This is a genomic window from Ignavibacteria bacterium, from assembly GCA_016873845.1.
In the GTDB taxonomy this organism is placed as follows: domain Bacteria; phylum Bacteroidota; class Ignavibacteria; order Ch128b; family Ch128b; genus JAHJVF01.
In genome coordinates this window covers 35,185-60,132 of record VGVX01000008.1, presented here as the reverse complement: position 1 = coordinate 60,132, position 24,948 = coordinate 35,185, and the positions used below count along the sequence as shown (strand labels likewise).

General features: G+C 36.8%; 17 protein-coding genes. 16 read left to right on the top strand and 1 reads right to left on the bottom strand.

Annotated features, from left to right (window positions below; translation table 11 throughout):
- The first annotated feature begins 275 nt into the window (after positions 1-275).
- From rfaE1 to FJ213_03515, 5 genes are all read left to right on the top strand, one after another.
- Positions 276-1,265 carry a D-glycero-beta-D-manno-heptose-7-phosphate kinase gene (gene rfaE1 / locus FJ213_03535; GenBank protein ID MBM4175235.1) on the top strand — a complete coding sequence of 330 codons (990 nt, stop codon included), beginning with the start codon at positions 276-278 and terminating at the stop codon, positions 1,263-1,265.
- 1 nt (position 1,266) lies between these two features.
- On the top strand, positions 1,267-1,746 hold the full coding sequence (gene rfaE2, locus FJ213_03530) for a D-glycero-beta-D-manno-heptose 1-phosphate adenylyltransferase (protein ID MBM4175234.1): 480 nt from the start codon (positions 1,267-1,269) through the stop codon (positions 1,744-1,746).
- Positions 1,747-1,834: 88 nt separating this feature from the next.
- Positions 1,835-6,277 (top strand): hypothetical protein, encoded by a 4,443-nt coding sequence (locus tag FJ213_03525; protein ID MBM4175233.1) that lies wholly within the window; start codon positions 1,835-1,837, stop codon positions 6,275-6,277.
- Between the two features lie 18 nt (positions 6,278-6,295).
- Positions 6,296-8,392, top strand: coding sequence for a ribonuclease R (gene rnr / locus FJ213_03520; GenBank protein ID MBM4175232.1), 2,097 nt, complete (start codon positions 6,296-6,298; stop codon positions 8,390-8,392).
- A 51-nt stretch (positions 8,393-8,443) separates the two neighbouring features.
- Entirely contained in the window at positions 8,444-11,623 is a 3,180-nt protein-coding gene (locus FJ213_03515) for a biopolymer transporter Tol (protein MBM4175231.1), read from the top strand.
- On the opposite strand, the gene FJ213_03510 is transcribed toward FJ213_03515, so the two are convergent.
- The gene (locus FJ213_03510; GenBank protein MBM4175230.1) at positions 11,620-11,904 is read right to left on the bottom strand and encodes a zinc ribbon domain-containing protein; all 285 of its coding nucleotides are present in this window, start codon (positions 11,902-11,904) and stop codon (positions 11,620-11,622) included. The two genes, FJ213_03515 and FJ213_03510, sit on opposite strands and share 4 nt — an antisense overlap.
- A 296-nt stretch (positions 11,905-12,200) precedes the next feature.
- Here FJ213_03510 and FJ213_03505 point away from each other — a divergent pair, with 296 nt between their 5' ends.
- The 11 genes from FJ213_03505 (at position 12,201) to FJ213_03455 (ending at position 24,943) form a co-directional block, all read left to right on the top strand.
- Entirely contained in the window at positions 12,201-12,899 is a 699-nt protein-coding gene (locus tag FJ213_03505; protein ID MBM4175229.1) for a hypothetical protein, read from the top strand.
- 78 nt (positions 12,900-12,977) lie between these two features.
- Positions 12,978-13,925 (top strand): ribose-phosphate pyrophosphokinase, encoded by a 948-nt coding sequence (locus FJ213_03500; GenBank protein MBM4175228.1) that lies wholly within the window; start codon positions 12,978-12,980, stop codon positions 13,923-13,925.
- Positions 13,926-13,946: 21 nt separating this feature from the next.
- The gene (locus FJ213_03495) at positions 13,947-14,585 is read left to right on the top strand and encodes a 50S ribosomal protein L25 (protein MBM4175227.1); all 639 of its coding nucleotides are present in this window, start codon (positions 13,947-13,949) and stop codon (positions 14,583-14,585) included.
- A 12-nt stretch (positions 14,586-14,597) separates the two neighbouring features.
- Entirely contained in the window at positions 14,598-15,203 is a 606-nt protein-coding gene (locus tag FJ213_03490) for an aminoacyl-tRNA hydrolase (protein MBM4175226.1), read from the top strand.
- The gene (locus FJ213_03485; protein MBM4175225.1) at positions 15,203-17,278 is read left to right on the top strand and encodes a sodium-translocating pyrophosphatase; all 2,076 of its coding nucleotides are present in this window, start codon (positions 15,203-15,205) and stop codon (positions 17,276-17,278) included. The genes FJ213_03490 and FJ213_03485 overlap by 1 nt, the downstream gene beginning before the upstream one ends.
- Before the next feature lie 59 nt (positions 17,279-17,337).
- A complete protein-coding gene (gene rpsF, locus FJ213_03480) occupies positions 17,338-17,757 on the top strand; it encodes a 30S ribosomal protein S6 (GenBank protein ID MBM4175224.1) in 420 nt (139 codons plus the stop codon).
- Positions 17,758-17,778: 21 nt separating this feature from the next.
- A complete protein-coding gene (locus FJ213_03475) occupies positions 17,779-18,261 on the top strand; it encodes a single-stranded DNA-binding protein (protein ID MBM4175223.1) in 483 nt (160 codons plus the stop codon).
- Between the two features lie 6 nt (positions 18,262-18,267).
- Entirely contained in the window at positions 18,268-18,504 is a 237-nt protein-coding gene (gene rpsR, locus FJ213_03470) for a 30S ribosomal protein S18 (GenBank protein ID MBM4175222.1), read from the top strand.
- Positions 18,505-18,515: 11 nt separating this feature from the next.
- Positions 18,516-18,959 (top strand): 50S ribosomal protein L9, encoded by a 444-nt coding sequence (locus FJ213_03465; GenBank protein ID MBM4175221.1) that lies wholly within the window; start codon positions 18,516-18,518, stop codon positions 18,957-18,959.
- 130 nt (positions 18,960-19,089) lie between these two features.
- Positions 19,090-21,966 carry a T9SS type A sorting domain-containing protein gene (locus FJ213_03460; protein ID MBM4175220.1) on the top strand — a complete coding sequence of 959 codons (2,877 nt, stop codon included), beginning with the start codon at positions 19,090-19,092 and terminating at the stop codon, positions 21,964-21,966.
- A gap of 235 nt (positions 21,967-22,201) precedes the next feature.
- Entirely contained in the window at positions 22,202-24,943 is a 2,742-nt protein-coding gene (locus FJ213_03455; GenBank protein MBM4175219.1) for a T9SS type A sorting domain-containing protein, read from the top strand.
- Positions 24,944-24,948: the final 5 nt, after the last annotated feature.

The window sequence follows — 24,948 nt, the reverse complement described above, 5'->3', positions numbered from 1 at the left end:
ATCGTATGGAAGTTATTTGCTGATTGGGATTTACGATTTCATTCCGCATAATAAAGAGCAGGAGGGAAAGGGAGTCGTCTTGATCCACAAAGGAACCGGCGAGATGATCCGCTTGACTGCAAAGCAGCTTGGTTTGACGAATGATAAAATCCTCTCGATGTATTTCGATGGTGAGAGTATTTGGTTTGGAACATATTCAGGTATAAGCAGATTAAAGTTCACAAACGATTTTGTTTACAGCTTCAAAAAATAAAAGCGAATAAAGGAGAACGATTTTGGTACAGTTTTCAAATGAGCGTATCGAGACAATTTTCAAAGGATTGAATGACAAAAAAATTGCTGTTATAGGCGACTTGATGCTCGATGTTTATATCTGGGGTAAGGTCGGAAGGATTTCTCCCGAAGCCCCGGTTCCCGTTGTTGATGTTGAAGAAGAATCTTATCGGTTCGGCGGTGCAGCGAATGTTGGATTAAATATCAAATCTCTTGGCGGGATTCCGCTTCTGATTGGTGTTATAGGTTACGATAGAGAAGCTTCTATTTTTGATTCTCTCCTCGAAGAAAATGATTTTATTAAAGATGGGATTTTCGTTGATGAAGAGAGACCGACGACGGTCAAAACACGGATCATTGCACACAGCCAGCATGTAGTTAGAATTGACAAAGAAGACAGAAAAGATATTTCGGAAGATTTTGAAAACAAAATTCTAAAATACCTCAACTCACACCTCAAAGACTTGAAAGGAATTATTCTCGAAGATTACAACAAAGGCGTGCTGACAAAAAGTTTGATTAAAAAAGTTATCAAGCTTGCCAATGAGAACAAAATTTTTGTAACGGTTGATCCCAAATTCGATAATTTCTTTGAATACAAAAACGTAACAGTCTTCAAACCGAACAAAAAAGAGACAGAAGATATTCTCGCAACAAAATTAACGTCGGATGAAACGGTTTTTCAAGCTTGCAAAGCATTGAAAGAGAAACTAAATCCTGATTGCGTACTGCTAACTCGCGGTGAAAAGGGAATGTCGCTTCTCACATCTGTAGATAAATTCGATTCAATTCCAACCAAAGCTCGAAAAGTTGCAGATGTTTCCGGTGCAGGGGATACAGTGATTGCAACACTTTCAATGGCACTGGCGGCAGGTGCGGATATTAAAGAAGCTGCAACAATCGCAAATCTTGCTGCAGGGCTTGTGTGCGAAGAAGTCGGAATCGTTCCGATTGATAAAGACTACCTATTCAAAAATTTGATGGCGATGTAACATGCAATCGAGAATCGGATTACTAGAGCTTGATGAATTTTTGAAGATCAGAGGATCGCTGCGTCAAGAAAATAAAAAACTTGTTTTCACAAATGGCTGCTTTGATATTATTCACCGCGGGCATGTGGATTATCTGACAAGGGCAAAAGAGCTTGGCGATGCACTCGTTGTCGCATTGAATTCAGATAGCTCAGTTAGAAAACTAAAAGGTCAAGGCAGGCCCGTAGTAAGTTTAATCGACCGTGCATTTGTACTTTCGAATTTTAAGTGTGTAGACTTTGTCATAAGTTTTAATGAAGAAACTCCATTTGAAATTATATCGAAAGTAGTTCCGGATATTTTAGTTAAAGGAGGCGATTGGAAGATCGATCAAATCGTCGGAAGAGATATTGTCGAAAACAATGGCGGAAAAGTCTATTCTCTGAAGTACGTAGATAATTATTCCACCTCATCGATTTTAGAAAAGATAAAGAGACTCTAATTCGATGAAGTTTTTCAGGAAGGACAGCAAGCACAGACTCCGGCACAGATCGCTTTCTTATAAAATTTTTCATGCGCTTGGAAAATTTTTGATCACTCTGTTCGTTTTGCTCCTCGTTTTGCTTGGATTTTCTCAAACAGCAACTTTCAGAAATTATCTGCGGGATGAAATTATTTCTCTTGCGGAAAAAGAACTCAACGGAAAGATTGAGATTGAAAATATTTACGGCACGCTTGTGACAAATGTTTCTCTGAGAGGTGTCCGATACAATGTTGCAGGTGTTGACCTAATAAAAGCGGAAGGAATTTATCTTTCTCTAAATCCTATTGCCCTACTCGGAAAAACTATTTCTATTAAGAATCTCATATTCGAAGAAGCAGAAATAAATTTGGTTAAATTAGAAAATGATAAATGGATTTTTGAAAATGTTATAAAGCATCCATCTTTACCCGATACAACTGAAGCGGTGCCGTTCGATTACGATATTAAACTGAAGAACTTCGAATTGCAGCGATGCACTTTTAGGATAAAAGAAAATATTGACTCAGAAAGTTATCTCTCGCATAGTATTTATGAGACTCTAAATTTTTCTGATTTAACAATTTTGGATTTGAATCTTCAGCTTGCAGCAGATGTCTCTATGAAGAAAAATTCTGCTAGGCTGGATATCAGCAATTTCCGGTTTAAGACAAATGCCGAGAACTTTACATTACGTGATTTTAATTTGACGGCAACAGTCAGCGAAAAAGAAGCGCGTATTAAAAAATTCTATATGACAACAGATCAAACGAATTTAAATCTGATTGCGAGAATTAAAGATCTGAATCTATTCAGCGATTTTTCATATGAAGGATTGGAGAACAAATACGTTGAGGCAAGTCTCGAGGCGAACTCATTTGAGTTTAATGATCTGAAAACTTGGGTCCCGCAAGTTGATATGCTTAAGGGTAACGCTAGTTTAAACATGACAGCCAGCGGAGAATTTGGAAATTTAAATGTTGCTAAACTTCGAATAAACCTTGGAGAGACTACACTTAATGCGACAGCAAAAATTCTAAATTTAAATTCTCCCGACAAGCTTTATATCAACGCAAAAATTGATAAAAGCACTTTCGCAATGGATGACGTGAATAAGCTTCTTCCATTGTATGGAATACCGAAATTTGATGGACTTGGAGTAGTGGAACTCTCTGCTGAATATTCAGGTGAACCGGCAAACTTCGCTGCAAAGATGAAAATAAATTCTTCGCAAGGGGAAATTCAAGGGGATGCGAAATTTGATTTCAATAAATCGATAGCTGAGTACAGAGCGAAATTAAACCTACACAATTTTAACTTAAAGACATTTGCCGGAATTGATTCACGTTTGAACGGGACTGTTGCAGTTGAAGGAAAAGGATTTTCACCTGAGGAGATACATTCAGAGATCAGAGCAAAATTGCATAACTCTACAATCGCTGGAAATAAAATTGATTCATCTTCTGTCTGGATCGATGCAAAGAATAAAATTTTTGATATTTCTTTTGGCGCAGTAAATAAGAAAACAAATATTGCTCTTGAGGGCAGGTTTGACTTTCGAGAAAAAGATCTGCCAAAGTATGATTTCGCATTCGCCTCATCCAATCTTGATCTTGATGAAAATATCGGATTAAGGGATTATAGAAGCAACTTGAATTTCATTGCGAATATTCGCGGTGAATCTTTCGAAATCGAAAAAATGAATTCATACTTTAATATTGATTTCCTGAATTCAGTAGTGAATGATGTTCAAATTCCTGAATCAAAGATTGAACTCTTGTTGACAGGGCTTAAAGAGAATTATCGTTCGATAAAACTGAGATCGGATTTCACTGACATCGATATCACCGGTGATTTCTTGATCAGCGATCTCGCCGAAACAGTTCCAAAAAATCTAAAGGAGATTGAAAAAGAAATTCAAAGTAAACTGAAGTCATTCAATCCTGTTGCATTTATAACTGATACGATTTCAGCGACAAAAATTGGTCAAAAAATCTCTCACCGCAAAGCTCAAGCGGATAGACCGAAATTAATTTCTGAAAAGAATTTTAATCTATCTTTTAATATTAAGTTCCGTGAGTTTGATCTAATAAGCATATTTGCAAAAGGTTTAAGCTTAAAGATCGATGGAGACATTAAAGGTGTTGTAAAAAATAACGAAGATTCGTTTCAGCTAAGTGCAGTTAATAAATTGGAAAACTTCTGGCTGATCGATGCTGATATGTCCCGAAGAATAAAAGGGGGAGATATTTCGTTTACCTTTAACAAATCGAATAAAGTAGAAAATGGCAGAAGAATGGCTGCTAAGGTCAATGCATCTGCCGATCAAATTATCTACAACAATCAAATTGAAAATTTTGATCTTGCAGCAGAGATTGATCCGAATAATTTTAAGTATCGTATCATATCAGAAATCGACTCCATTATTAAAATTCGTTCAGAGGGCGAAGTTGATATTTCGAATCCAACTTATCAAGCGAACATAAAGAGTGCGACAGTAGAAATTAAAAAGTACAAGATCACTAACGAAGGACCGCTGCAATTTTCTTTTAACAAAGATAAAATTGAATTTGAAAATTTTACGCTTAGAAGAAAACGTGAAAGAATTAAATTAAGCGGTGAAGTCGGACTGGAGGGAAATCAAAAGCTCTATTTAACTGCTAATGGTATCGATGTCGAAGATATAATAAGAAACTTTATTCCCGAAAATCAAAATCTAGTTTCGGGAAACATCTCGCTCTCTGCCGAACTTCTTGGAAATGCAGATGAACCGATCATTAAGTCTAATATTTCCTTGTCTGATCTTAGCATTAACTCGAATCGACTAGGCGAACTTCAGGGAAAGGTCGACTATCAGAGCAAACTTCTCAGCATCAATGTGCAATATGCTGACACGATCTACGAGGGACAGGATTTTTCGCTCCTTGGGAAACTGCCGATAGATCTATCTTTCAGTTCAGTTAATGATAGATTAATACCCCAAAAAGATATCTTAGTTATTCTAAGTTTGAATAAATTCAATCTCACGCCGCTTCAGGCTTTCATTCCGCAGCTAAAAAATATTGCTGGATTTGCTAATGGTGATATAAGTTTGGTTGGCACTTACGATGAGCCAATTATGAATGGTCTTCTGAAAGTTGAAAACACAATTCTTCAAATTGCCCAAAACAACTTGAAATATCTTGGCTCGGCAGAAGTTCAATTTGCTCGAGATAAAATCGAATTGACAGAATTGAAGGTCTCAAATCAAAACGTCGGAAGTAAAGGAGGGACTATCATTGCGAGCGGATTTATTGATTTGGATAAATTCGAAATTAAAAAATTTGATTTCACTTCAAACGGCTCGCTGATGGTTCTCTCAAGTGAATCAAAATCAGTAAGTCCGATTGTTTATGGAGATTTAGTTCTTGAAACGAGCACACCGATTAGGATTTTTGGGGATAAAAATTATTCTTCTCTAACCGGAGACCTCTATATCAAAGAAACATCCCTAACCATTCCCCAGTTTGAAACTCAGTACCAAATTGAACGAGAGGGTTTCACTTACCGATTTATAAATAAAAATGAGCAAATTGATTCTGTTGACCTCGCATTTAAAGAAGCTGAAAAATCCATACGCAAGAATGAGAAAAATAAAATTTCACCCGACAAAGGATTGTTCCCGAATTTTTCTGTTCGAATGAAAATAATTTTGAAGAACAATGTGAATGTTCAATTCATCTTCAGCAGAGAATTGAATCAAAAGCTTTTTGCCGATCTGAAAGGTGAAATTCTTGTCGATGTCAGCAATAAACAAACCTTTACTCAAGGCGAAATTGAACTGACTGATGAAAGCTACTTGAATTTTTATCAGAGATTTAATGCCGAAGGAACTCTTCGATTTGAACGTGAGCTATCAAATCCATTTTTAAATGTCACTGCGACTTTCAAAGACTATTATATAAGCGGAGATACTCTTTCGACAGATTATAAATTAGTTACAATAAAATTGAAACTGGAAGGAACAGTTCGGGAGCTGGCGAAGAATCTTGTTAACAATCCTGATAACATTGAAGTATCAATCGATGGGGTTGTTGATAATAATAAAGATGCGTCGGATGTAGTTGCTTTTGTTCTTCTTGGAAAATTTAAAGAAGATTTAACTGCTCAGGATAAAAACAATGCTGCAGGTTCTCTGGGAGGAGTATTTGGAAATGCGGCGACGTCGCTGCTCGGTTCAGTAGTTGCGAACTTTGCAAATCAAATTCTTGGTGACGTACTGCGAACAGTAGAAATTAAGAAAGTCGGCGAAACGACTAAGTTCAATGTTGAGGGAAAAGTTGAAAACATCAGATTCAAAGTCGGCGGTGATGCAGAAGCATTTCAAAATATCGGATTGGCAAATATACAGTTGGAGTATCCGGTAACCGAACGATTCTATATTCGGCTTGAGAGAAAGCAAGCGTCAATACAATCTGCAAGGCAGGAAGAAATGATTAATGAAATAGGTTTAAAATATAAATTCGAATTTTGATTTATGAAAAAAAATAAAATAGAAAAACAAATAGTTGAGCTTGTAAAATCAAGTCCAGTCAGAGGATTGAAAACAAAAGATATTGCCAAACGGCTGCAAATAAATTCTGATAAAGATTATTCTCTGCTGAAAGAAACTTTGCACACACTTTTTTCATCAGGTAAACTTAACAGAAAAGGGAAACGATATACACTCCTTCATGATAAAAATCAAATCGCAGGCAGACTTGAGGTAACTCGATACGGTTATGGCTTTGTAATTCCAAAGTTAGAAGGGCTGGAAGATATTTACATCTCGGAGCGAAATCTCGGCACAGCTTTTCATGGCGATGAGGTTATGGTCGAATTATTTGCACGAAACCGAAAACGAAGACCTGAAGGAGCAATCGTTGAAGTAACTCAAAGAAAAAAAGATGAATTTGTTGGAACGCTCCATAAATCGAAGAGATTCAATTTCGTTGTGCTTGACGAAAAGTTTATCCACCGTGATATATTTGTTTCCTCAGATAAATTGAATGGAGCTGATACGGGAAGCAAGGTAGTTGTAAAATTAACTGAGTGGACTTCGCCCGCGTCGAATCCGATCGGGGAAATTGTTGAGGTGCTTGGAAGTGTCGGTGACAATAAAGCCGAAATGCTCGCAATTGCAAAATCATTCAATCTGAGAACAAAATTTCCGAAATCTATTGAACTCGAAGCTTCTGCATTTTCGAAGAAAGATATAGAACAAGAAATTCCCAATCGATTGGATTTGAGAGATAAAACGATTATCACCATCGATCCTGAAGATGCAAAAGATTTTGATGACGCTCTTTCAATTGAAGCAATTGACGACAAAACTTTTCTAGTCGGCGTTCATATTGCCGATGTAAGTTTTTTCGTAAAAGAAAACTCTGAATTAGATAAAGAAGCTATGCTGCGCGGAACGAGTGTTTATCTTGTGAATCAGGTAATTCCAATGCTGCCCGAAGAGCTTTCGAATAATTGGTGCAGCTTAGTCCCAGGTGAAGACAGACTCTGCTTTTCTGTTTTAATTACGATGACTGATAAAGCAGAAGTAAAAAGTTTTGAAGTGAAAAAGACTGTTATTAATAATAAAAGAAGATTCACTTACGATGAAGCTCAAGAAATTATAGAAACTCAAAAAGGAGATTGTGTAAAAGAAATTCTTCAGCTGAACGAACTGGCAAAATTACTTTTAAAGAAGCGAATCAGAAGCGGTGGAATAGATTTTATCACCGATGAAATTAAATTTAAAATGAGCGAAAAAGGTCAGCCGCTCGAAATTATCAAAAAAGTTCGATTGCAAAGTCATAGACTTATTGAAGACTTCATGCTACTTGCAAACAAATTAGTCGCACAGAAAGGGAAATTTTATTTAGATAAAAAATCTTTTCCATTCGTTTATAGGGTGCATGACGTACCGGATGAAGTTAAAATCAAAGAGCTAGCAGATTTTGTTAAGACTCTCGGATATAAATTAAATGTAACCGGGGGTGTCAAATCTAAATCACTTCAGAAATTGATCGAGCAAGTGCGCACTAAACCTGAAGAAGTGCTGGTTAATGAAGTGATGATCCGTTCGATGGCAAAAGCGGAATATTCAGATCAAAATATCGGGCACTATGGGCTGGCTTTCAGAGATTATTCTCATTTCACTTCACCTATCAGACGGTATCCCGATTTGATCGCTCATCGTCTATTGTTTATATATGAAAGCGGGAGCAAACTGAAAGATGTTCAAAAGTATAAGAAAAAACTTCCTGCAATATGCAAGCAAAACTCTGCTTCTGAACGCCTTGCGATGGAAGCAGAACGTGAATCCATTAAAAAGAAACAAATTGAGTATATAAAAAATCATCTCGGTAAAGAGTACGATGGAATAATTTCAGGTGTACAGTCGTTCGGTCTTTTCGTCGAGCTGAATGAGATTTTAGTTGAAGGTTTGATTCATATTAAAAATCTCCCTTCGGATATATATTTTTATGATGAGAAAAAATATACTTTATTCGGGAGGTTGGAAAAAACTTCATTTAGACTTGGTGATAAAGTCCGCGTGAAAGTGATAGACATTAACGAAGATCGGAACGAGATAGATTTTGAGCTTGTTGATTAGTCTGAAACTTAGTTTATTTAGGATGAGTTCAAGAAAAAAAAAGAATTGTCCATGAAAAGTTCATTAAAAATTTTAGTTCTGCTTTTACTGGTTTTTTCTTCCGCATCATACGCGCAGTTCGGCAGAAATAAAGTCCAGTACAAAAAGTTTAATTATTCATTCATCCAATCTGAGCATTTCGATGTTTACTTCACAGAGGGGGGAGAGAGGCTTGCTTCATTTGCAGCAGTTGTGGCCGAATCTGCTTTAGTATCTATACAAAAAAGTTTTCGGTTTAATATAAACGCTCGAATTTCATTCGTTATATATAATAGTCATAACGACTTCCAGCAGACAAATGTGATCAGCGAATATATGGAAGAAGGAATTGGCGGAGTCACTGAATTATTTAAGAATAGAATTGTCGTCCCATTTGAAGGATCGTATTCGCAGTTCCGTCACGTACTTCATCATGAACTTGTGCATGCTGTTATTAATGATATGTTCTACGGCGGCTCGCTTCAAAATGTAATCTCAAATAACATCACATTGGCTCTGCCTCTTTGGTTCAATGAAGGGCTCGCGGAGTATGAATCTCTTGGCTGGGATTCTAACACAGATATGTTCATGCGTGATGTCTCAATAAATGAAAATCTACCGCCGATTAAATTTTTAAATGGATATTTCGCTTATCGCGGCGGGCAATCGGTTTGGTGGTACATCGCCAAAAAATATGGAAAGGAAAAAGTTGGAGAGATTTTAACAAAAATCCGGGGCACCGGCAATTTTGAGAACGGCTTCAAAGCAGCATTAGGATTCAGTATCGAAGAGCTTTCCGAAAAATGGATGAAAGAACAAAAAATTAATTATTGGCCTGATGTTGCAACTCGGGAAGAACCTGCAGATTTCGCAAAAAAACTTACTGATCATTTGAAAGATGGTGGATTTTATAATACAAGTCCCGCAATTTCACCTCAAGGAGATCGAATTGCGTTCATTTCAAACCGCGATGATTATTTCGATGTATTCATAATGTCTGCCTCCGACGGTAAAATTTTAAAGAAGATCATCAAAGGAAATGCAACGAACAATTTTGAAGAACTTCATATTCTTACTCCGGGATTAACTTGGTCGCCTGACGGGAAGAAAATCGCAATTGCCTCAAAAGCCGGTTCGCATGATGCTATTTTTGTTATTGATGTCGAATCCGAAGATATGGAGCGACTTGAAGTTAATATGGATGGAATATTTTCTGTCGACTGGTCGCCGGATGGAAAACATATTGCATTCGTAGGTTTATTCAATCATCAATCTGATATTTATGTCCATAATATAGATAAGAAAGAAACGGTTAATTTAACTGACGATATATTCAGCGATTCTGAACCAGCATTCTCTGCAGATGGTAGTGCAGTTTACTTTTCTTCAGATCGTGGAAAATTTACAGGTAAAGATACACGAGAATATTTTCTCGATATGGTGAACCACGATTTCTATCAAGAAGATATTTATCGAATTGATATTACATCGAAGGAAATCTTTAGAATTACAGATTTACCCATGAGCGATGAGCAATTTGTTGTACCGACACGCAACGGAAACGGTCTATACTTTATTTCTGATGTTAATGGAATTAACAATGTCTATTATAAAGACCTTTCAAATGTTCGATTCGATGAAAGCTATAAAGTCTTAATTAGAAGTGCTGAAGACATCAAACCGCTTACAAACTCAATAAATGGATTGTATCAAATATCTCTTTCGAGTGATGGCAAAAAACTTGCTTTCTCATCAATGTACAAGTCTGCTTACAATCTTTTTCTTATGACCAATCCATTGGAAAGAAATCTCGAACTTTCTGTTCTTGAACCAACAAAATATTTTACAGAAAAAATGAGTAAACCGGTTGATACAACTTCTACAAAGAAAGATACTCCGTCGCAAAATGTTGTAATTCAATTTGGCGAATCTGTTGAGATAAGCACCGGTAATATGATTGATACAGCTAACGTCTTCGGACAGAACGTACGGACTGATTTCAGTAATTATATTTTCAACGATAAATTAATCACACAAGAAAAAATTAATCGTGATTCAATATTTTTAATTGGTGATAGGAGAGACTCAGAAGGGAATTTCATCATCAATAAATATAAAATTAATTTCTCCCCAGATATTATTTATGCAAATGCTGGATACAATACGTTTTACGGTTTGCTGGGAACCACCGTTCTTGCATTCAGTGATTTAATGGGCGATCACCAAATAATCGGCGTTACAAGTTTGCAGATTGATCTAAAAAATAGTGATTATGGATTGGCCTATTATTACCTGCCAAACAGAATTGATCACGGAATTCAAGGATTCCATACTGCTCGGTTTTTGTGGCAGATCTCTCGTGGGCAGTATTATTGGTATCGTTATAGAAACTACGGATTTTATTATTCAGCGACTTATCCAATTGATAAGTTCTATCGAATCGATGGCGGACTGAGCTGGTTAAATGTAAAACGTGATAATTTAGAATTATTAGATGAAGACAGCGAGAAGCTTTCGCTTTTAATTCCATCGCTAAGTTTTGTACACGATAATTCACTTTGGGGCTATACTTCTCCTGCAAGAGGTACAAGATATAATTTTACGTTATTGGGAGTTCCTGGATTTTCAAAAGATGCACTTAGCTTTGGAACTCTAACTGGAGATTACAGAACATATTTCAAATTCTTCAGTGATTATTCTTTTACAGTCAGATTATCAGGCGGATACAGCTTCGGTAGGAATCCACAGAAATTTATGCTTGGCGGTACAGATAATTGGATCAATCGTCAATTTGAACAGAATGAAATACCAATTGAGTCAGCAGAAGATTTTCTATTTCTAACGCCGGCACTTCCTCTTAGAGGATTTAATTATGCGCACAGATTGGGGAGTAAATTTGGTTTACTTAATCTCGAATTACATTTTCCATTGGTAAAATATCTACTCGCAAGTCCAATTCCGCTTTTATTCCAGAACATTCAAGGAGTGGCGTTTTTTGATATCGGTGGAGCATGGAACAACACACTTGACTTCCGAGGAACGATTAGGAATTCTTCAGGTAATATTCAAACAAAAGATCTATTGATGGGAATGGGTATCGGAACGAGAATTTACTTTTTAGGTTTTATGCTGAAGTTTGATATTGCTTGGAATTACGACTTGCAGAAGTTTTCTCCTTCAAAATTTTATTTATCACTCGGAGCTGACCTTTAAGCGTCAGCTTTGAGTTCTTTTTTTTCACTCTTTGTTTCAGGCTTAGGTTTTGTCCCTGCTTTTGATTCAGGTTTTTGCGCAGAGCTTTTTGAATTAGTATTATTTTTATAATCTGTTATATAAAATCCTGATCCTTTAAAAATTATTCCTGAATTTAAACTAATATGTTTCTTCGCTCGGTTGCTGCATTCTGGACAGTTAATATCAGGAGTTTCATTAATTCCATGAAACACTTCAAACACGTTTGAGCAGAACGAGCATTTATAATCATATGTCGGCATTGAATTCCTTTAATTAAACGGTGCAAAAATTTGGAATTTTAATCATTAAATCAAGTCTTTGTTTTATTCATTATTGAATAGTTCTTGTTTTCCAAATCGAAAATTCTTCAACTCAGCCCCCATGTAAAATTGATGATCACACCTTTGTTCACTTTGCGAGAGACTAGCCTTCACGAGATGGATTCATTCTTATATTAATGATATTAATGCGAAGATAAACCTTCTTAAGAATTCAGTTGAAATAAGATTTATAAAGTCGTAAACTTACCATTGTGAGAGAACGAGGGAGTGAACACATGAAAAAATCAGCAGCAATTTTTCTTCTATTTACATTACTTTTTATTTCAAGTTGTATAAATTATGAGCAAACAACCTGGCTCAATTCTGACGGCAGCGGCAGCATGGAAGTTCATTATTGGACTGATGTCTCGAGTTTTTTCCTAAGTGATTCTAATGAAGAACAACTCTCCTTCAAAGAAGAGCAGATCAGAAAAAACTTTTCTGCCGCAGGCATAGAGGTAAATGAAATAAAAATTTGGAAAACAAATTCTGACAGTATCGGACATGCTCTTATCAAACTAAAGTTTGAGGATTTTAATAAGATCAGCGAATGTAAGTTCTTCAGCGAAACAAAGTTTGAGTTTGTAGATGGCGCCTCTGGTCAAAAAGTTTTTAATCAATCTATAAGTAATACTCCTGGCGGCGAGAGAATTTTTGATCGGTATACAATATCGTATATCTATTATTTTCCTGGTGAGGTGATTACAGACAATTCAATCCGCAAAGATGATAATAAACTCACTTGGAGTTATAAACTGAGTGAACTCGGAACGCAAAAAAATCTTACAGCTACTATTAAAATTCAGAAGTTAAGTTCATTCAGCGATATTATAATTATCCTTGGAATTTTATTAATAGTCGTAATTTGGATAATATTAATAGTTAAAAAGAAAAAGAGGTCAACAGCAGAATCGGAGGCGTCCGGTACGGAATAAGTCGGTGTTTGACACCTGAACTATATTTTACTATATTCGTACCGCTTTTTTGCATTTATTAGTTGAAATTAGGAGTCGATGTCTAAAGGTTTTAAGGTATTTGCAGGGAATTCCAATAAGCCATTAGCTGAAAAAATTTGCCGAAACATCGGGATTAGACTCGGCAAATGTGATATTCGCAGATTCAGCGATGGAGAAATTTGGGTTAAGTACTCTGAGAACATTCGTGGTTCGGATGTTTTCATTGTGCAATCAACCGGAATGCCTTCTGAAAATTTAATTGAACTGCTAATTATGATCGATGCTGCTCGCAGGTCTTCAGCGAACCAGATCACTGCTGTAATCCCGTATTTTGGATATGCTCGGCAAGATAGAAAAGATCAGCCGCGTGTTTCTATTTCTGCAAAGTTAATGGCAAACTTGATTACGGTAGCTGGAGCTGATAGAGTTATTTCAATGGATTTGCATGCTGGACAGGTGCAAGGTTTTTTTGATATCCCATTAGATCACTTGTACTCCTCAGCAGTCTTTTTGAAGAATCTTTCAAAACAGAAATTTGAAAATTTGGTGGTTGCCTCTCCCGATGTGGGAGGAATTAAATTAGCGAGAGCATACGCTAAGAGACTAAACGCCGACCTCGTTGTTGTTGATAAGCGTCGTCCTCAAGCGAATGTTTCTGAGATAATTAATGTTATCGGCGAAGTGAAAAATAAAAACATTATCATCGTTGATGATTTGGTAGATACAGCCGGTACTTTCACTCAGGCTGTTTATAAATTTAAAGAAAGAGGAGCCAAATCAATAATAGGCATTTGCACCCATGCGATTTTTTCTGGCGGTGCAGTTGATCTTATTAATAAAGCTCCAATTGATAAACTGTATGTAACTGATACGCATCACAATCCTAAAATAGATTTGATGAAAAAAGTATCTTTAATTTCTGTCGCTTCAGTATTCGGAGAAGCGATAGTGAGAACTTATAAAAATCAATCGATTAGTTCTCTATTCGATATTGACAAAGGATGAAATTATAGGAGATATGTATTTATGGCTGAAATAGCTTTAAATGGAGTACGAAGAGAAGTTAAATCTCAAGGTCATATTAATGAATTAAGACGTCAGGGTTTTATCCCGGCAGTGTTTTATAAACATGGCGAGGGTAATAAATTATTAGCTGTTAATGAATTGAAAATTAGATCACTTATTTTTTCGGCAGAGACCCACCTTATTAATTTAAGTATTGATGACTCAAAACCTGAAGCATGTATTATTAAAGAATTTCAACTAGATCCATTAACGGAAAAAATTCTGCACGTCGATTTTCACGGGCTTAAAGCAGGCGAAAAGATTACGATAGATGTTACGTTGCACCTTATTGGCTCTGCACAAGGTGTGAAAGATGGCGGCGTCATTCAACACTCTATGCATAAACTTCACCTTGAATGTCTGCCAAGTCAAATTCCTGATAAGATTGATGTAGATATTTCAAGCTTAAAAATTGGTGACTCGATTCACGTACGTGATCTAAACATTCCAAATATAAAAATTCTATCAAACATGGGCTCAACGGTTGTAGCAGTAGTTCCGCCAACAGTTCAGAAAGAAGCAGCTGAAGTTGAAACTATTGAGGAAGAAGCCGCTGAGCCTGAAGTAATCTCAAAAGGTAAGAAGACTGAAGAGGAATAATTTTTAAGTTAAGTGCGTGTGATTTTAGGTTTAGGTAATCCTGGTAAGAAGTATGTTAGGACAAGACACAATGTTGGTTTCATGGTAGTCGACAGGCTTGAATTTAAACATTCATTAAAATTAAAACCCGGCAAAGGGGATTATTATTTTTCGTCGGGGACTTATTCCAATCACACTTTCTCAATTGTAATTCCAACTACCTACATGAACAATTCCGGACTTGCAGCTAAACATTTCATTGAGAAATATGAAGTCAATCCAAAAGACATGCTAGTTATTTGTGATGATATTCATTTATCATCTGGAACAATTCGGATTCGGGCAAAGGGGAGCGATGGAGGTCATAATGGATTAAAATCCATTATCTATGAACTCGAAAGAAACGATTTTCCGAGATTGAGGATCGGAATTGGAAATGAATTTGAGGAAAATTCACAATCGGATTTTGTTTTATCGCAATTCTCTGAGAATGAATTGAGTTTTATGAATAACACATTTGAGGTTGCATCAAAGATTTGTGATGAATTCATTACGGGCGGATTGAAAGCAGCGAGGGATTTCTTTTCGAAAGAAAATCAAAAAACCATTGATACTGAAAAAAATAAGGCTATTAACTAATGGATTTACTGATTTATTTATTACCCGCGGTTTCAATTCTTGGTTTACTGTTTGCATTTTGGAAATCAAGATGGATTAACAATCAAGATTCCGGTACCGATAAAATGAAAGAAATTGCCGGCTACATTCAAGAAGGTGCAATGGCATTTCTTAGGCGTGAATATAAGGTTCTTGCATGGTTCGGACTTGCTGTAGCGATTCTTCTTGGATATGGAGGAATGAGCGAAGCAAATTCATCATGGTTGGTTGGAATAAGTTTTATGTGTGGTGCAATAGCATCTGCTCTCTCTGGATATATAGGAATGAAAGTCGCCACTAAGGCGAATGTTAGAACCACAAATGCTGCTCGTACAAGTTTAGTGCAAGCATTAAATGTCGCCTTTTCTGGCGGAACAGTGATGGGGATGACTGTAGTGAGTTTGGGTCTGCTTGGCCTGAGTCTTCTTTTTATTTTCTATCAAGGAATTTTTCTGAATCCTGAAGGAGATATTGATTTCATAAGAGTAATCAACGTATTGACAGGATTTTCTCTTGGTGCTTCTTCAATTGCTCTATTTGCAAGAGTTGGCGGTGGAATTTATACAAAAGCCGCTGACGTTGGAGCCGATCTCGTTGGAAAAGTTGAAGCTGGAATCCCAGAAGACGACCCGAGAAATCCAGCAGTTATCGCTGACAACGTGGGAGATAATGTCGGTGATGTAGCTGGAATGGGTGCTGATCTATTTGAATCATACGTTGGTTCTATTATCGGTACAATGGTACTCGGAGCTGCTTATGCAGCAACTGCAGGAGTTAATTTAATCATTTTGCCAATGGTACTTGCTGGGACTGGAATCTTAGTATCAATTGCCGGTACGTTTGTAGTTCGTACGAAAGAAGGTGGAAATCCCCAAAAAGCTTTGAACCTTGGAACATTCGGTTCTGGAATACTAATGGTTGTAATTTCTTATCCTATTATAAGGTATTTTATACCAGATGAATTTTCTCCCTTGGTAAATATAACTGGTACGCTTTCGACTGTCACAGCCAATGGAGTTTTCATCGCGACTATTGCAGGCTTGGCAGCTGGAATAGCAATTGGGCTTGTTACAGAATATTATACTGCAGAAGCTAAATCTCCAGCAAGAAAAATTGCTGAACAATCATTAACCGGCTCTGCTACAAATATTATTGCAGGATTGGGATTGGGAATGGCTTCTACTGCGGTGCCAATTATACTCATTGGTGGTGCGATCGTAGTCTCATATGCGCTTGCAGGTTTATATGGAACAGCGATCGCTGCTCTCGGAATGTTATCTACAACCGGAATTCAATTAGCAGTTGATGCTTACGGACCTATTGCAGACAATGCAGGTGGAATTGCTGAGATGAGCCACCTTGGAAAAGATGTCCGAGCTAAAACTGATAAGCTCGATGCAGTTGGAAATACTACAGCAGCAATCGGTAAAGGTTTTGCAATTGCTTCAGCAGCACTGACCGCGTTAGCATTATTCTCCGCATTTCAAACAGCAGCTGGTGTTGATAAAATTGATGTCAGCAAGCCATTTGTTATTTCTGGTCTTTTGATTGGTGCAATGCTTCCATTTTTGTTTTCGTCAATGGCAATGCGTGCAGTTGGCGAGGCAGCTTATGACATGATCGCAGAAGTTCGCCATCAGTTCAAGTCAATTCCAGGACTGATGGAAGGGACTGGCAAGGCAGACTATGCAAAGTGTGTGGATATTTCAACAGGTGCTGCAATCCGGAAAATGATTTTGCCTGGATTGCTTGCAATCGGTGCACCAGTATTTTTCGGATTTATGAATAAAGAAGCTCTCGGCGGATTGCTTGCAGGCGTTACCGTTTCAGGTGTTCTTCTAGCAATTTTTATGGCAAATGCCGGCGGTGCGTGGGACAATGCTAAGAAATATATCGAAGGTGGAAATTTTGGTGGCAAAGGATCAGATGCACATAAAGCCGCAGTCGTAGGCGACACAGTTGGAGATCCTTTTAAAGATACAGCCGGTCCATCGATAAATATTTTAATTAAACTTATGTCGGTTGTGGCTTTGGTCATAGCCCCATTTATTAAATAACAAAACTATAAACCCTGCTCTTACTCAAAATAAGAGCCGAAAGTCCATAGGGAGAAAAAATGGAAAATAAAATCAGAACTTATGAATCAGTTGTGATTATTAGTGCTTCATTCGAAGATGAGGTGCTTGATGCCATTCAAAAAAAGTATGAAGATTTTCTCAAAAATAACAACGTCAATATTGTTAAGGTAGAGAAATGGGGAAGAAAGAGAATGGCATATCAAATAAAAAAAGTTCGTACCGGGTATTATTTAATTTTCAGATATGAAGCGGATGTTAACTTCGTTCGTAAATTCGAACGTACTCTGGAAATTGACGAACAAATACTTCGTTATCTTTCTGTAAAATTAGATAAGTTGGCACTTGAGTATTTGGAAACTGCAAAGATTGTTGCTGATCCAACTGTTGAAGAAGATATCGAAGATTTCGAAAATGTCACATTAAACATTGATGAAAAAGATATTAGTAACAATAACTAAACTCAGAGAGGAGTGAATGCAATGGCAGATCTCAAAATGCCCGAATTGAATGCAGTTATTATAGCTGGAAACTTAACAAAAGATCCAGTATTTCGTCAGACTACAAATGGAACACCTGTTGTTAATTTTACTATAGCATCAAATAGAAAATATAAAAACGATGGTAAATGGCAAGAAGATGTCTGTTATGTCGGAATTGTTGCTTGGAACAAACTTGCTGACAGCTGTAAAGATAGATTAAGAAAGGGGAGTGCTGTTTTGATAGACGGCGAGCTTCAAAGCAGAAGTTGGAAAAATGATGACGGACATAATCGAAGCATAGTTGAAATAAAGGCAAGAAGAATCCAGTTCTTAAATAAAAGAATAAAAGGTACGGATGAACTTGATGACGAACCATCGGTAATTTCTGAAGATGAAGATGATACAAACTATACAGACGATTCATTTGACAAGTTTCTTTCTCCAAAAGAGAGTGAACTTTTAAATGAAGAAAAAAAATCATAATTTTGAATGGAGTTAAAATTGAAAATACAAAAGAAACGCGTTTGCAGATTTTGTGAAGGAAGCGATAAGTACATCGATTACAAAGACGACAGAAAACTTGGAAAATTTATTTCAGAGCAAGGAAAAATAATTCCGAAGAGAATTACTGGAACTTGTTCTTTACATCAAAGAGAATTAGTAACAGCAATCAAAAGAGCAAGGCATATTGCACTCTTACCCTATGTAGCTGATACGGTGAGATAGGAGAATAATTTATGAAAGTGATATTAAGAGAAAATTTCGAAACACTTGGAAAGATTGGAGACATTGTTGATGTTAAGGACGGCTACGCAAGAAATTTTTTAATTCCAAAAAACCTCGTTTACGAAGCAACTGCCGGAAATCTTAAAGCTCTTGAAGAGGAGAAAAAAAGATTTTCACAGAAAATTTTAAAAGAGAAAAAAGCCGCTGAAAAGTTATCGAGTGAACTAGAAAAAATTTCAATATCAATTCCTGTTCAAGTCGGTGAAGAGGATAAAATATTCGGAACTGTAACCACCCAGATGATCTCAGAAGCACTAGCGGAAAAAGGCTTTGAAATTGACAAAAAGAAGATTGATATCGAAGAACAAATCAAAACTTTAGGCATTTACAGTGTCCTAATAAAATTACACCCTGATGTGAGCCCCAAAGTAAAAGTTTGGGTTGTCAGGCAATAAAAAAACTTTAAAAATAACTCTTGAATTAAAACAAAATTCTTGACAAAAAATAATTTAACCTCTATATTCACGTAAGCTTTCAAGTGAAATAAGAGTATAAAAATATTAATAAACAACCTTAGGAGATAAAATGAGGTATCTAAAAACTATACTGTTTTTCAATGTTTTCGTTTCTGTGTTGATCCTAACATCAACCTCCTTTGCTCAAAGACCTAATTATTTAAATGAGCAATTTGAAGGTTTCGGATGGTGGGATACAGGTAACTGGACGAGAGGTATTGGAACCGATCCAAGTTGGGCACCAGATAATGCTCTCGGTGGAGGCAGATTTGAGTTTGGGCCAAACAGAAACAGATGGAAAACTGGTGAATGGAGTGCTTACGCAACACGTCGCTCTTCATTACACACTACAGCACCATCAAACTATGAATCAACTTACGTTGCAGGCGTTCATACATGGATGGACAAAAGAGGTATATCTTTAGCCGCAACTACAAATCCAGTTGTCTTGACATTTGATTATTATATGAATGCTATTAGACAATTTCCATTAATTAATTCAGACAGTTTCTATGTTGCTGTAAAAGTTCTCGGAAGCCCTGCTTGGGTTAAGATTTATGGCGGAACTGGCGACTCATCTCGATGGGCATCTGCTTCAGTTACTTTAGGAACATATATTAACACAACAGTAAATCAAATAATCGATCTGCGATTTGGATTCGTTGGACGTAATACTCCACCAACTCTTGTTGGCGGTACTGCTGGTATTGATGCCGATAGAGCATATGGAGTTTATTTTGATAATGTTATGTTAAAAGAAATCGTAACGCTCGATGTCTTTGCTGGCGCAATTCAATTAAGGAATGGCGTTTCGGGTGCTTTCATTACCGATCCAGTTAAGTGTGAAAACTTTATCCCTTGGGTTTATGCTGGAGCGAAAAATCCACCAAATAATACATATCCATATTCATATAAATATGATTTCTTTGTCGGTTTAACCAAAGTTGTTGATGGTGGTACAAGAACACAAGCATCAGCAGCAGATACCTCATGGAACGCTCTAACTGGTACAAACACCGGAACTACTACCCAAGCTTTGACTTACCCAACAACTAATTTTAGGTTAGTGGTCTATCCGCCAACTGGTACGTTGGAAGTTGATGCAACGAATAATACTGTTCTTAATTCATTCGCAGTTTCGGATTTCACCTTAGGAAATATGATCCCCCTGAATACTCAATATTTCCCGAGACTTCCAGCTAACACGATGTTCTTAGAAAAAGGATTTGATAGCCCATCTAAGTTTGCGATCACCAAACTTAATGGTTTTAATAAAAATGTAAATATGAGTTATACTATCACTGGCGTACCTACAAACTCAGTTATTGCATCAACTGGATTTTCTGGAGGATTCTCTCCAAATCCTACAACTGCAGATACTGCATTCATGTCGGTTTATGTCAAGGATACAGATCCGAAATTATTAGAAGGAATTTACAACATGAGTGCAACTGCTTCTTATACCTCAAGAAGTGGTGGTACTTGTGCACAGACAAAAACCTTTTCAGGATTGGTACCTGATGATTTTATGCTAGTTCCAAATCCAGATACGTTGTATTTAGAAGCAAACACAAGCGCATTCACAAACAATGTTGAAGTTTGGAGATTTAATAAACACAATAAACCAGTAAATCTTAAAGCGTTTTCTGATCGTGTAGGTAACTTCACCTATACTCCAAATGATAATCCAGTTGGTACTGGTCGTCCAAACAAGAGTATGAGCGTTTTAGCAGTTACGCATACTGCAGCTCTCCCTGTAACGCTTCCATTAGGTGGTGCGTTCAGGTATTTATTAGAAGGACGTGACGGTACGAAATTAGCTGATACGGTTCTTTTTGTTCATGTAAGACAAGTTCCAAACTTTACGTTAGCAGTTACACCAGCTACTCGTACAATCTGGAAAACCGAATCAACTTCGTACACAGTTAACATAACGAGAACAAACTTTACTGCAGCTGTCAATTTCAGCCCTGCTAATATTTCTGTCTCGCCAGCTATTGCCGGTGCAACATTCTCATTCTCGAGTGCAAGTACAACCGGTAACAGTGTCACGTTGAATGTAGTCACGACTGGGGCAACCGCTCCAGGTACCTACACCATTACTGTAACAGGTAAAGGTGGTACACCTGAATTAACCAGAACTGCTACTTGTCAGTTACAAGTCAATCCAAATTGGGATTACACAATGAATGTTCGTGAATGGAATACATTTTCGAACAATACAAATGTGAAATTCGGAATGAACAGTTCCGCAACAAACGGTTTTGATCCAGCATTAGGTGAATTACTTTATGCAATGCCAGCTGATCCAATAGTATTCGGCTCTGCATTTGTAATCGATACGACGTTTGGCGTTCCAAGATTCTCACAGACTGATATTCGTCCTCATGGCGACAGTTTCCGTTGGAAAATGCATGTACAAGGTAGGTTCCCATTCAGATTGATGTGGTATCCTGCTTTATTGCCAAAAACTTATAATTTCAGATTGAAAGATGCTATTACCAATGGAGCAATCTTCAATTACAACATGAAGACAAAGACCACTACTGATCCATTAGTTGCAGACTCAACCTTCTTGTATGATTGGGCAATTTCTGGTGTGTGGTCAGTGTATCTTGAAATGACTCCTGGATTCACCAAAACGACTGGTGTTGATAATAATGATATAGCTGATGTATTACCGAGTGAATTCTCGATTGAGCAAAATTTCCCGAATCCATTCAATCCTTCAACTGTGATTGTTTACAATCTTCCAAAGAATGACTATGTTAAGGTAGATGTTTACAATGCTTTAGGACAGCACATTAAAACTTTGGTTAATGAAGTTCAAAATGCTGGCCGCAGAGCGGTTGTTTGGAATGCTTCAAATAATGCGAGTGGAGTATATTTCTACAAGATTCAAGCTGGTAATTCCATTGAAACCAGAAAAATGATCTTGATGAAATAATTCATCCTTAGATTATTTAGATCAGGGCAGTCATAAAATGGCTGCCCTTTTTTTTTCTTCGTAACTAAAAAAAAGAAAAAAAATTCCGATAGTAAATTGAATAGTTTTAAAAATTTGGTGAGAGAAACTAATTTGATATTTGGGAGTAAATGTGAAAAATCAATTGCTATAATCGATTATAATTCATAATATTATTAAGAATGAATTTATTTTTTAAGTATTTAGGAGACATTTAATGAGGCAATTTATCAAACTGTTTAGCTTAATCTATTTAATTGTAATATCTCAACTATTTTCCCAGAACCTTTCAAAGGTTAAGGAGTTTTTATTAAATAATGAATATTATGATGTCCAGGTCGTGGGAAACTATGCTTATATCGTAACTTCACAGCGATTCTTAATATTGGACGTCACTAACAAAACCGCTCCAGAGATTGCAGGTTATTACAATACTTTCAACAATCTAACTGGTGTTGAAGTAGTTGGAGACTATGCATATGTAGCGGGAGGAAAAAGTGGCTTGTTAGTATTTAGTGTTGCCGACAAATCTAATCCTTCCTTAATTGGCACACTTGCAACTTCTGACTCGAGTCTTTCACTGAAAGTTTCGGGCGGATATGCATATTTAGCTGATTGGAACGGTGGAATGAAAGTAATAAATATTTCGACTCCCAGTTCTCCAACATTGGTAAGTAGTGTCTTATCAGGCTACAATGTTGTATCTGTTGATGTGAAGGATACTATTGCATATGTTTCCGCGGGAGACAGTGGATTAATCTTATTTAATGCGACAAACAAGTCTGCCTTACAAAGATTGGGAAAATATACTCATCCATCAGCTTCTGTTTTTTGGGATGTTGCTGTTAAAAACAACTATGCATATATCGCAGGCAATGAAGGAGGATTGGTCACTGTAGATGTTACTAATCCAAGTAATCCTGTTGGTGTCGATATTGATGCATCGGCCGGATTTGCTTTTTCTGTATCATATAATGGAAATAACTTGTTTGTATCTAATAAAGTGAATGGATTTAATGTATATAATCTATTCAATCCAGCTAATCCATCTTTTGCAGTAAATCATACTTCACCAGTAGAGGTTAATGCTTATTCTGCAGTTCAATCAGTTAATCACCTTTATGTTGCAAATGGAAATAGTTTCCAAATCTATGATATCAGTGCACTTCCTACTATTAGCCTGACTTCAAACTATATTTCATCCGGTTATGTATCCGACATTCTTTCGAAAGGCAACTATCTTTTTGTAGCTACCACATTGAGAGGCTTACATGTTTTTGATGTCTCGAATCCAGCGGCTCCTGCTTTAGTTGGAAATTATACAGGAGGCGGAGGGATTAATGGAATGGCATCGAGGGACAGTTTTCTTTATATAGCTTGCTCTAGATCGTTTCAAATATTGAATATATCGAATCCTGTAAATCCATATTTGAGAGGTGAGTATACATATGCAGGCCAATTTTACGCACCATTTAGAGTTTCGGTCCCAAGCGATTCAGTTGCTTATGTTGTGGGAGGAAACTTGGCAGGCGTATCCGTTCTCGAGATCAAGAATGTTGAAAGTATTACCGAGAAATTTAGGTATTCAACTGGACCAATTCCAATATTTTCATATAGTGATGTAACGAGTCGCGATACACTCGCATTCGTCACAAATAATAATTTCGGTTTCCGAGTTTTAAGACTTAACCCGAATTTTACTCTGTCCGAATTAGGATTTCATAATTCGGGTGGATACGCCGGTATTAATTTAAATAATTACATTTATATAGCTGCCGGTTCTCTTGGATTAAGAATTATAGATATTTCTAATTATACTTCACCTTTCGTAACATCCACATTTAATACAGAAGGTGATGCACGAGGAGTTAAAGTAGCTAATAATTATGCTTATGTTGCTGATGGGATCGACGGATTAGAGGTTTTAAACGTTCAAAACAGCTATTATCCAATGAGGTCAGCCTCTATCAATACACCAGGAAATGCAACGAGGATCGATGTGAATAGTAATACGATTTATGTTGCAGACCTTTACTCACTCTTGATTTACAATTTTACACCATCGACAGGAATGTATGTACATTCACCAAATGGTGGTGAAACGTGGTTGCATAATTCATCAAAAACAATTCATTGGACCGGAGAAGGATTCTCAGGAAATGTGAATATCAAGCTTTCCACAAATGATGGAACATCTTATGATGTCATGATTGCTTCAGATATTACAAATTCCGGTTATTATTCATGGGTCGTTTCAACTGCTTACCAATCTACTCAATGCAGGATACTTATTGAATCAGTATCAAATCCATTGATTTTCGATGCAAGTGATGCGAACTTTACAATACAAACAGACATTGTTATTCCGAGTATAACGGTCACTTATCCGAATGGCGGCGAGGAATGGTACCGAGATTCGACTTATTCTATTCTTTGGACTTCTGAAAATTTCTCTGGGAATGTGAACATCTTGTTATCCATTGATGGTGGGACTACATATTCAACCATAATTGCTTCAAATGTTTCGAATACCGGATCATATGTTTGGAAAGTACCTGTTTCTATACCAAGTCCTGGAAGTACTCTCGCTTGTAAGGTTAAAGTAGAATCGTTCACCAATTCTAGTCTCAATGATGTCAGTAATAGTACTTTTGCTATCAGACCTCCTGTTGGTGTTGACGATGAAAAGTTTCCGGCAGATTTTGCTTTAACTCAAAATTATCCGAATCCATTTAATCCTTCGACAACAATCAGTTATTCAGTTCCGGAGATGACAAAAGTGAAGATTGAGATATATGATATGCTTGGCAGATTGATTGACACACCAATGGATGAGATTAAATCTCAAGGTAACTATTCGCTAAAATATTATGCTGAAAATCTTTCCTCTGGAGTGTATTTCTACCGAATGACAGCCGGTAAGTTTGTTGAAATGAAAAAAATGAATCTATTGAAGTAAAAATG

Bases quoted from the DNA above. Each gene is read 5' to 3' on its own strand.
- rfaE2 (MBM4175234.1), top strand. From the start codon at position 1,267: ATGCAATCGAGAATCGGATTACTAGAGCTTGATGAATTTTTGAAGATC.
- FJ213_03515 (MBM4175231.1), top strand. From the start codon at position 8,444: ATGAAAAGTTCATTAAAAATTTTAGTTCTGCTTTTACTGGTTTTTTCT.
- FJ213_03510 (MBM4175230.1), bottom strand. From the start codon at position 11,904: ATGCCGACATATGATTATAAATGCTCGTTCTGCTCAAACGTGTTTGAA.
- FJ213_03505 (MBM4175229.1), top strand. From the start codon at position 12,201: ATGAAAAAATCAGCAGCAATTTTTCTTCTATTTACATTACTTTTTATT.
- FJ213_03500 (MBM4175228.1), top strand. From the start codon at position 12,978: ATGTCTAAAGGTTTTAAGGTATTTGCAGGGAATTCCAATAAGCCATTA.
- FJ213_03495 (MBM4175227.1), top strand. From the start codon at position 13,947: ATGGCTGAAATAGCTTTAAATGGAGTACGAAGAGAAGTTAAATCTCAA.
- FJ213_03485 (MBM4175225.1), top strand. From the start codon at position 15,203: ATGGATTTACTGATTTATTTATTACCCGCGGTTTCAATTCTTGGTTTA.
- rpsF (MBM4175224.1), top strand. From the start codon at position 17,338: ATGGAAAATAAAATCAGAACTTATGAATCAGTTGTGATTATTAGTGCT.
- FJ213_03475 (MBM4175223.1), top strand. From the start codon at position 17,779: ATGGCAGATCTCAAAATGCCCGAATTGAATGCAGTTATTATAGCTGGA.
- rpsR (MBM4175222.1), top strand. From the start codon at position 18,268: ATGGAGTTAAAATTGAAAATACAAAAGAAACGCGTTTGCAGATTTTGT.
- FJ213_03465 (MBM4175221.1), top strand. From the start codon at position 18,516: ATGAAAGTGATATTAAGAGAAAATTTCGAAACACTTGGAAAGATTGGA.
- FJ213_03460 (MBM4175220.1), top strand. From the start codon at position 19,090: ATGAGGTATCTAAAAACTATACTGTTTTTCAATGTTTTCGTTTCTGTG.
- FJ213_03455 (MBM4175219.1), top strand. From the start codon at position 22,202: ATGAGGCAATTTATCAAACTGTTTAGCTTAATCTATTTAATTGTAATA.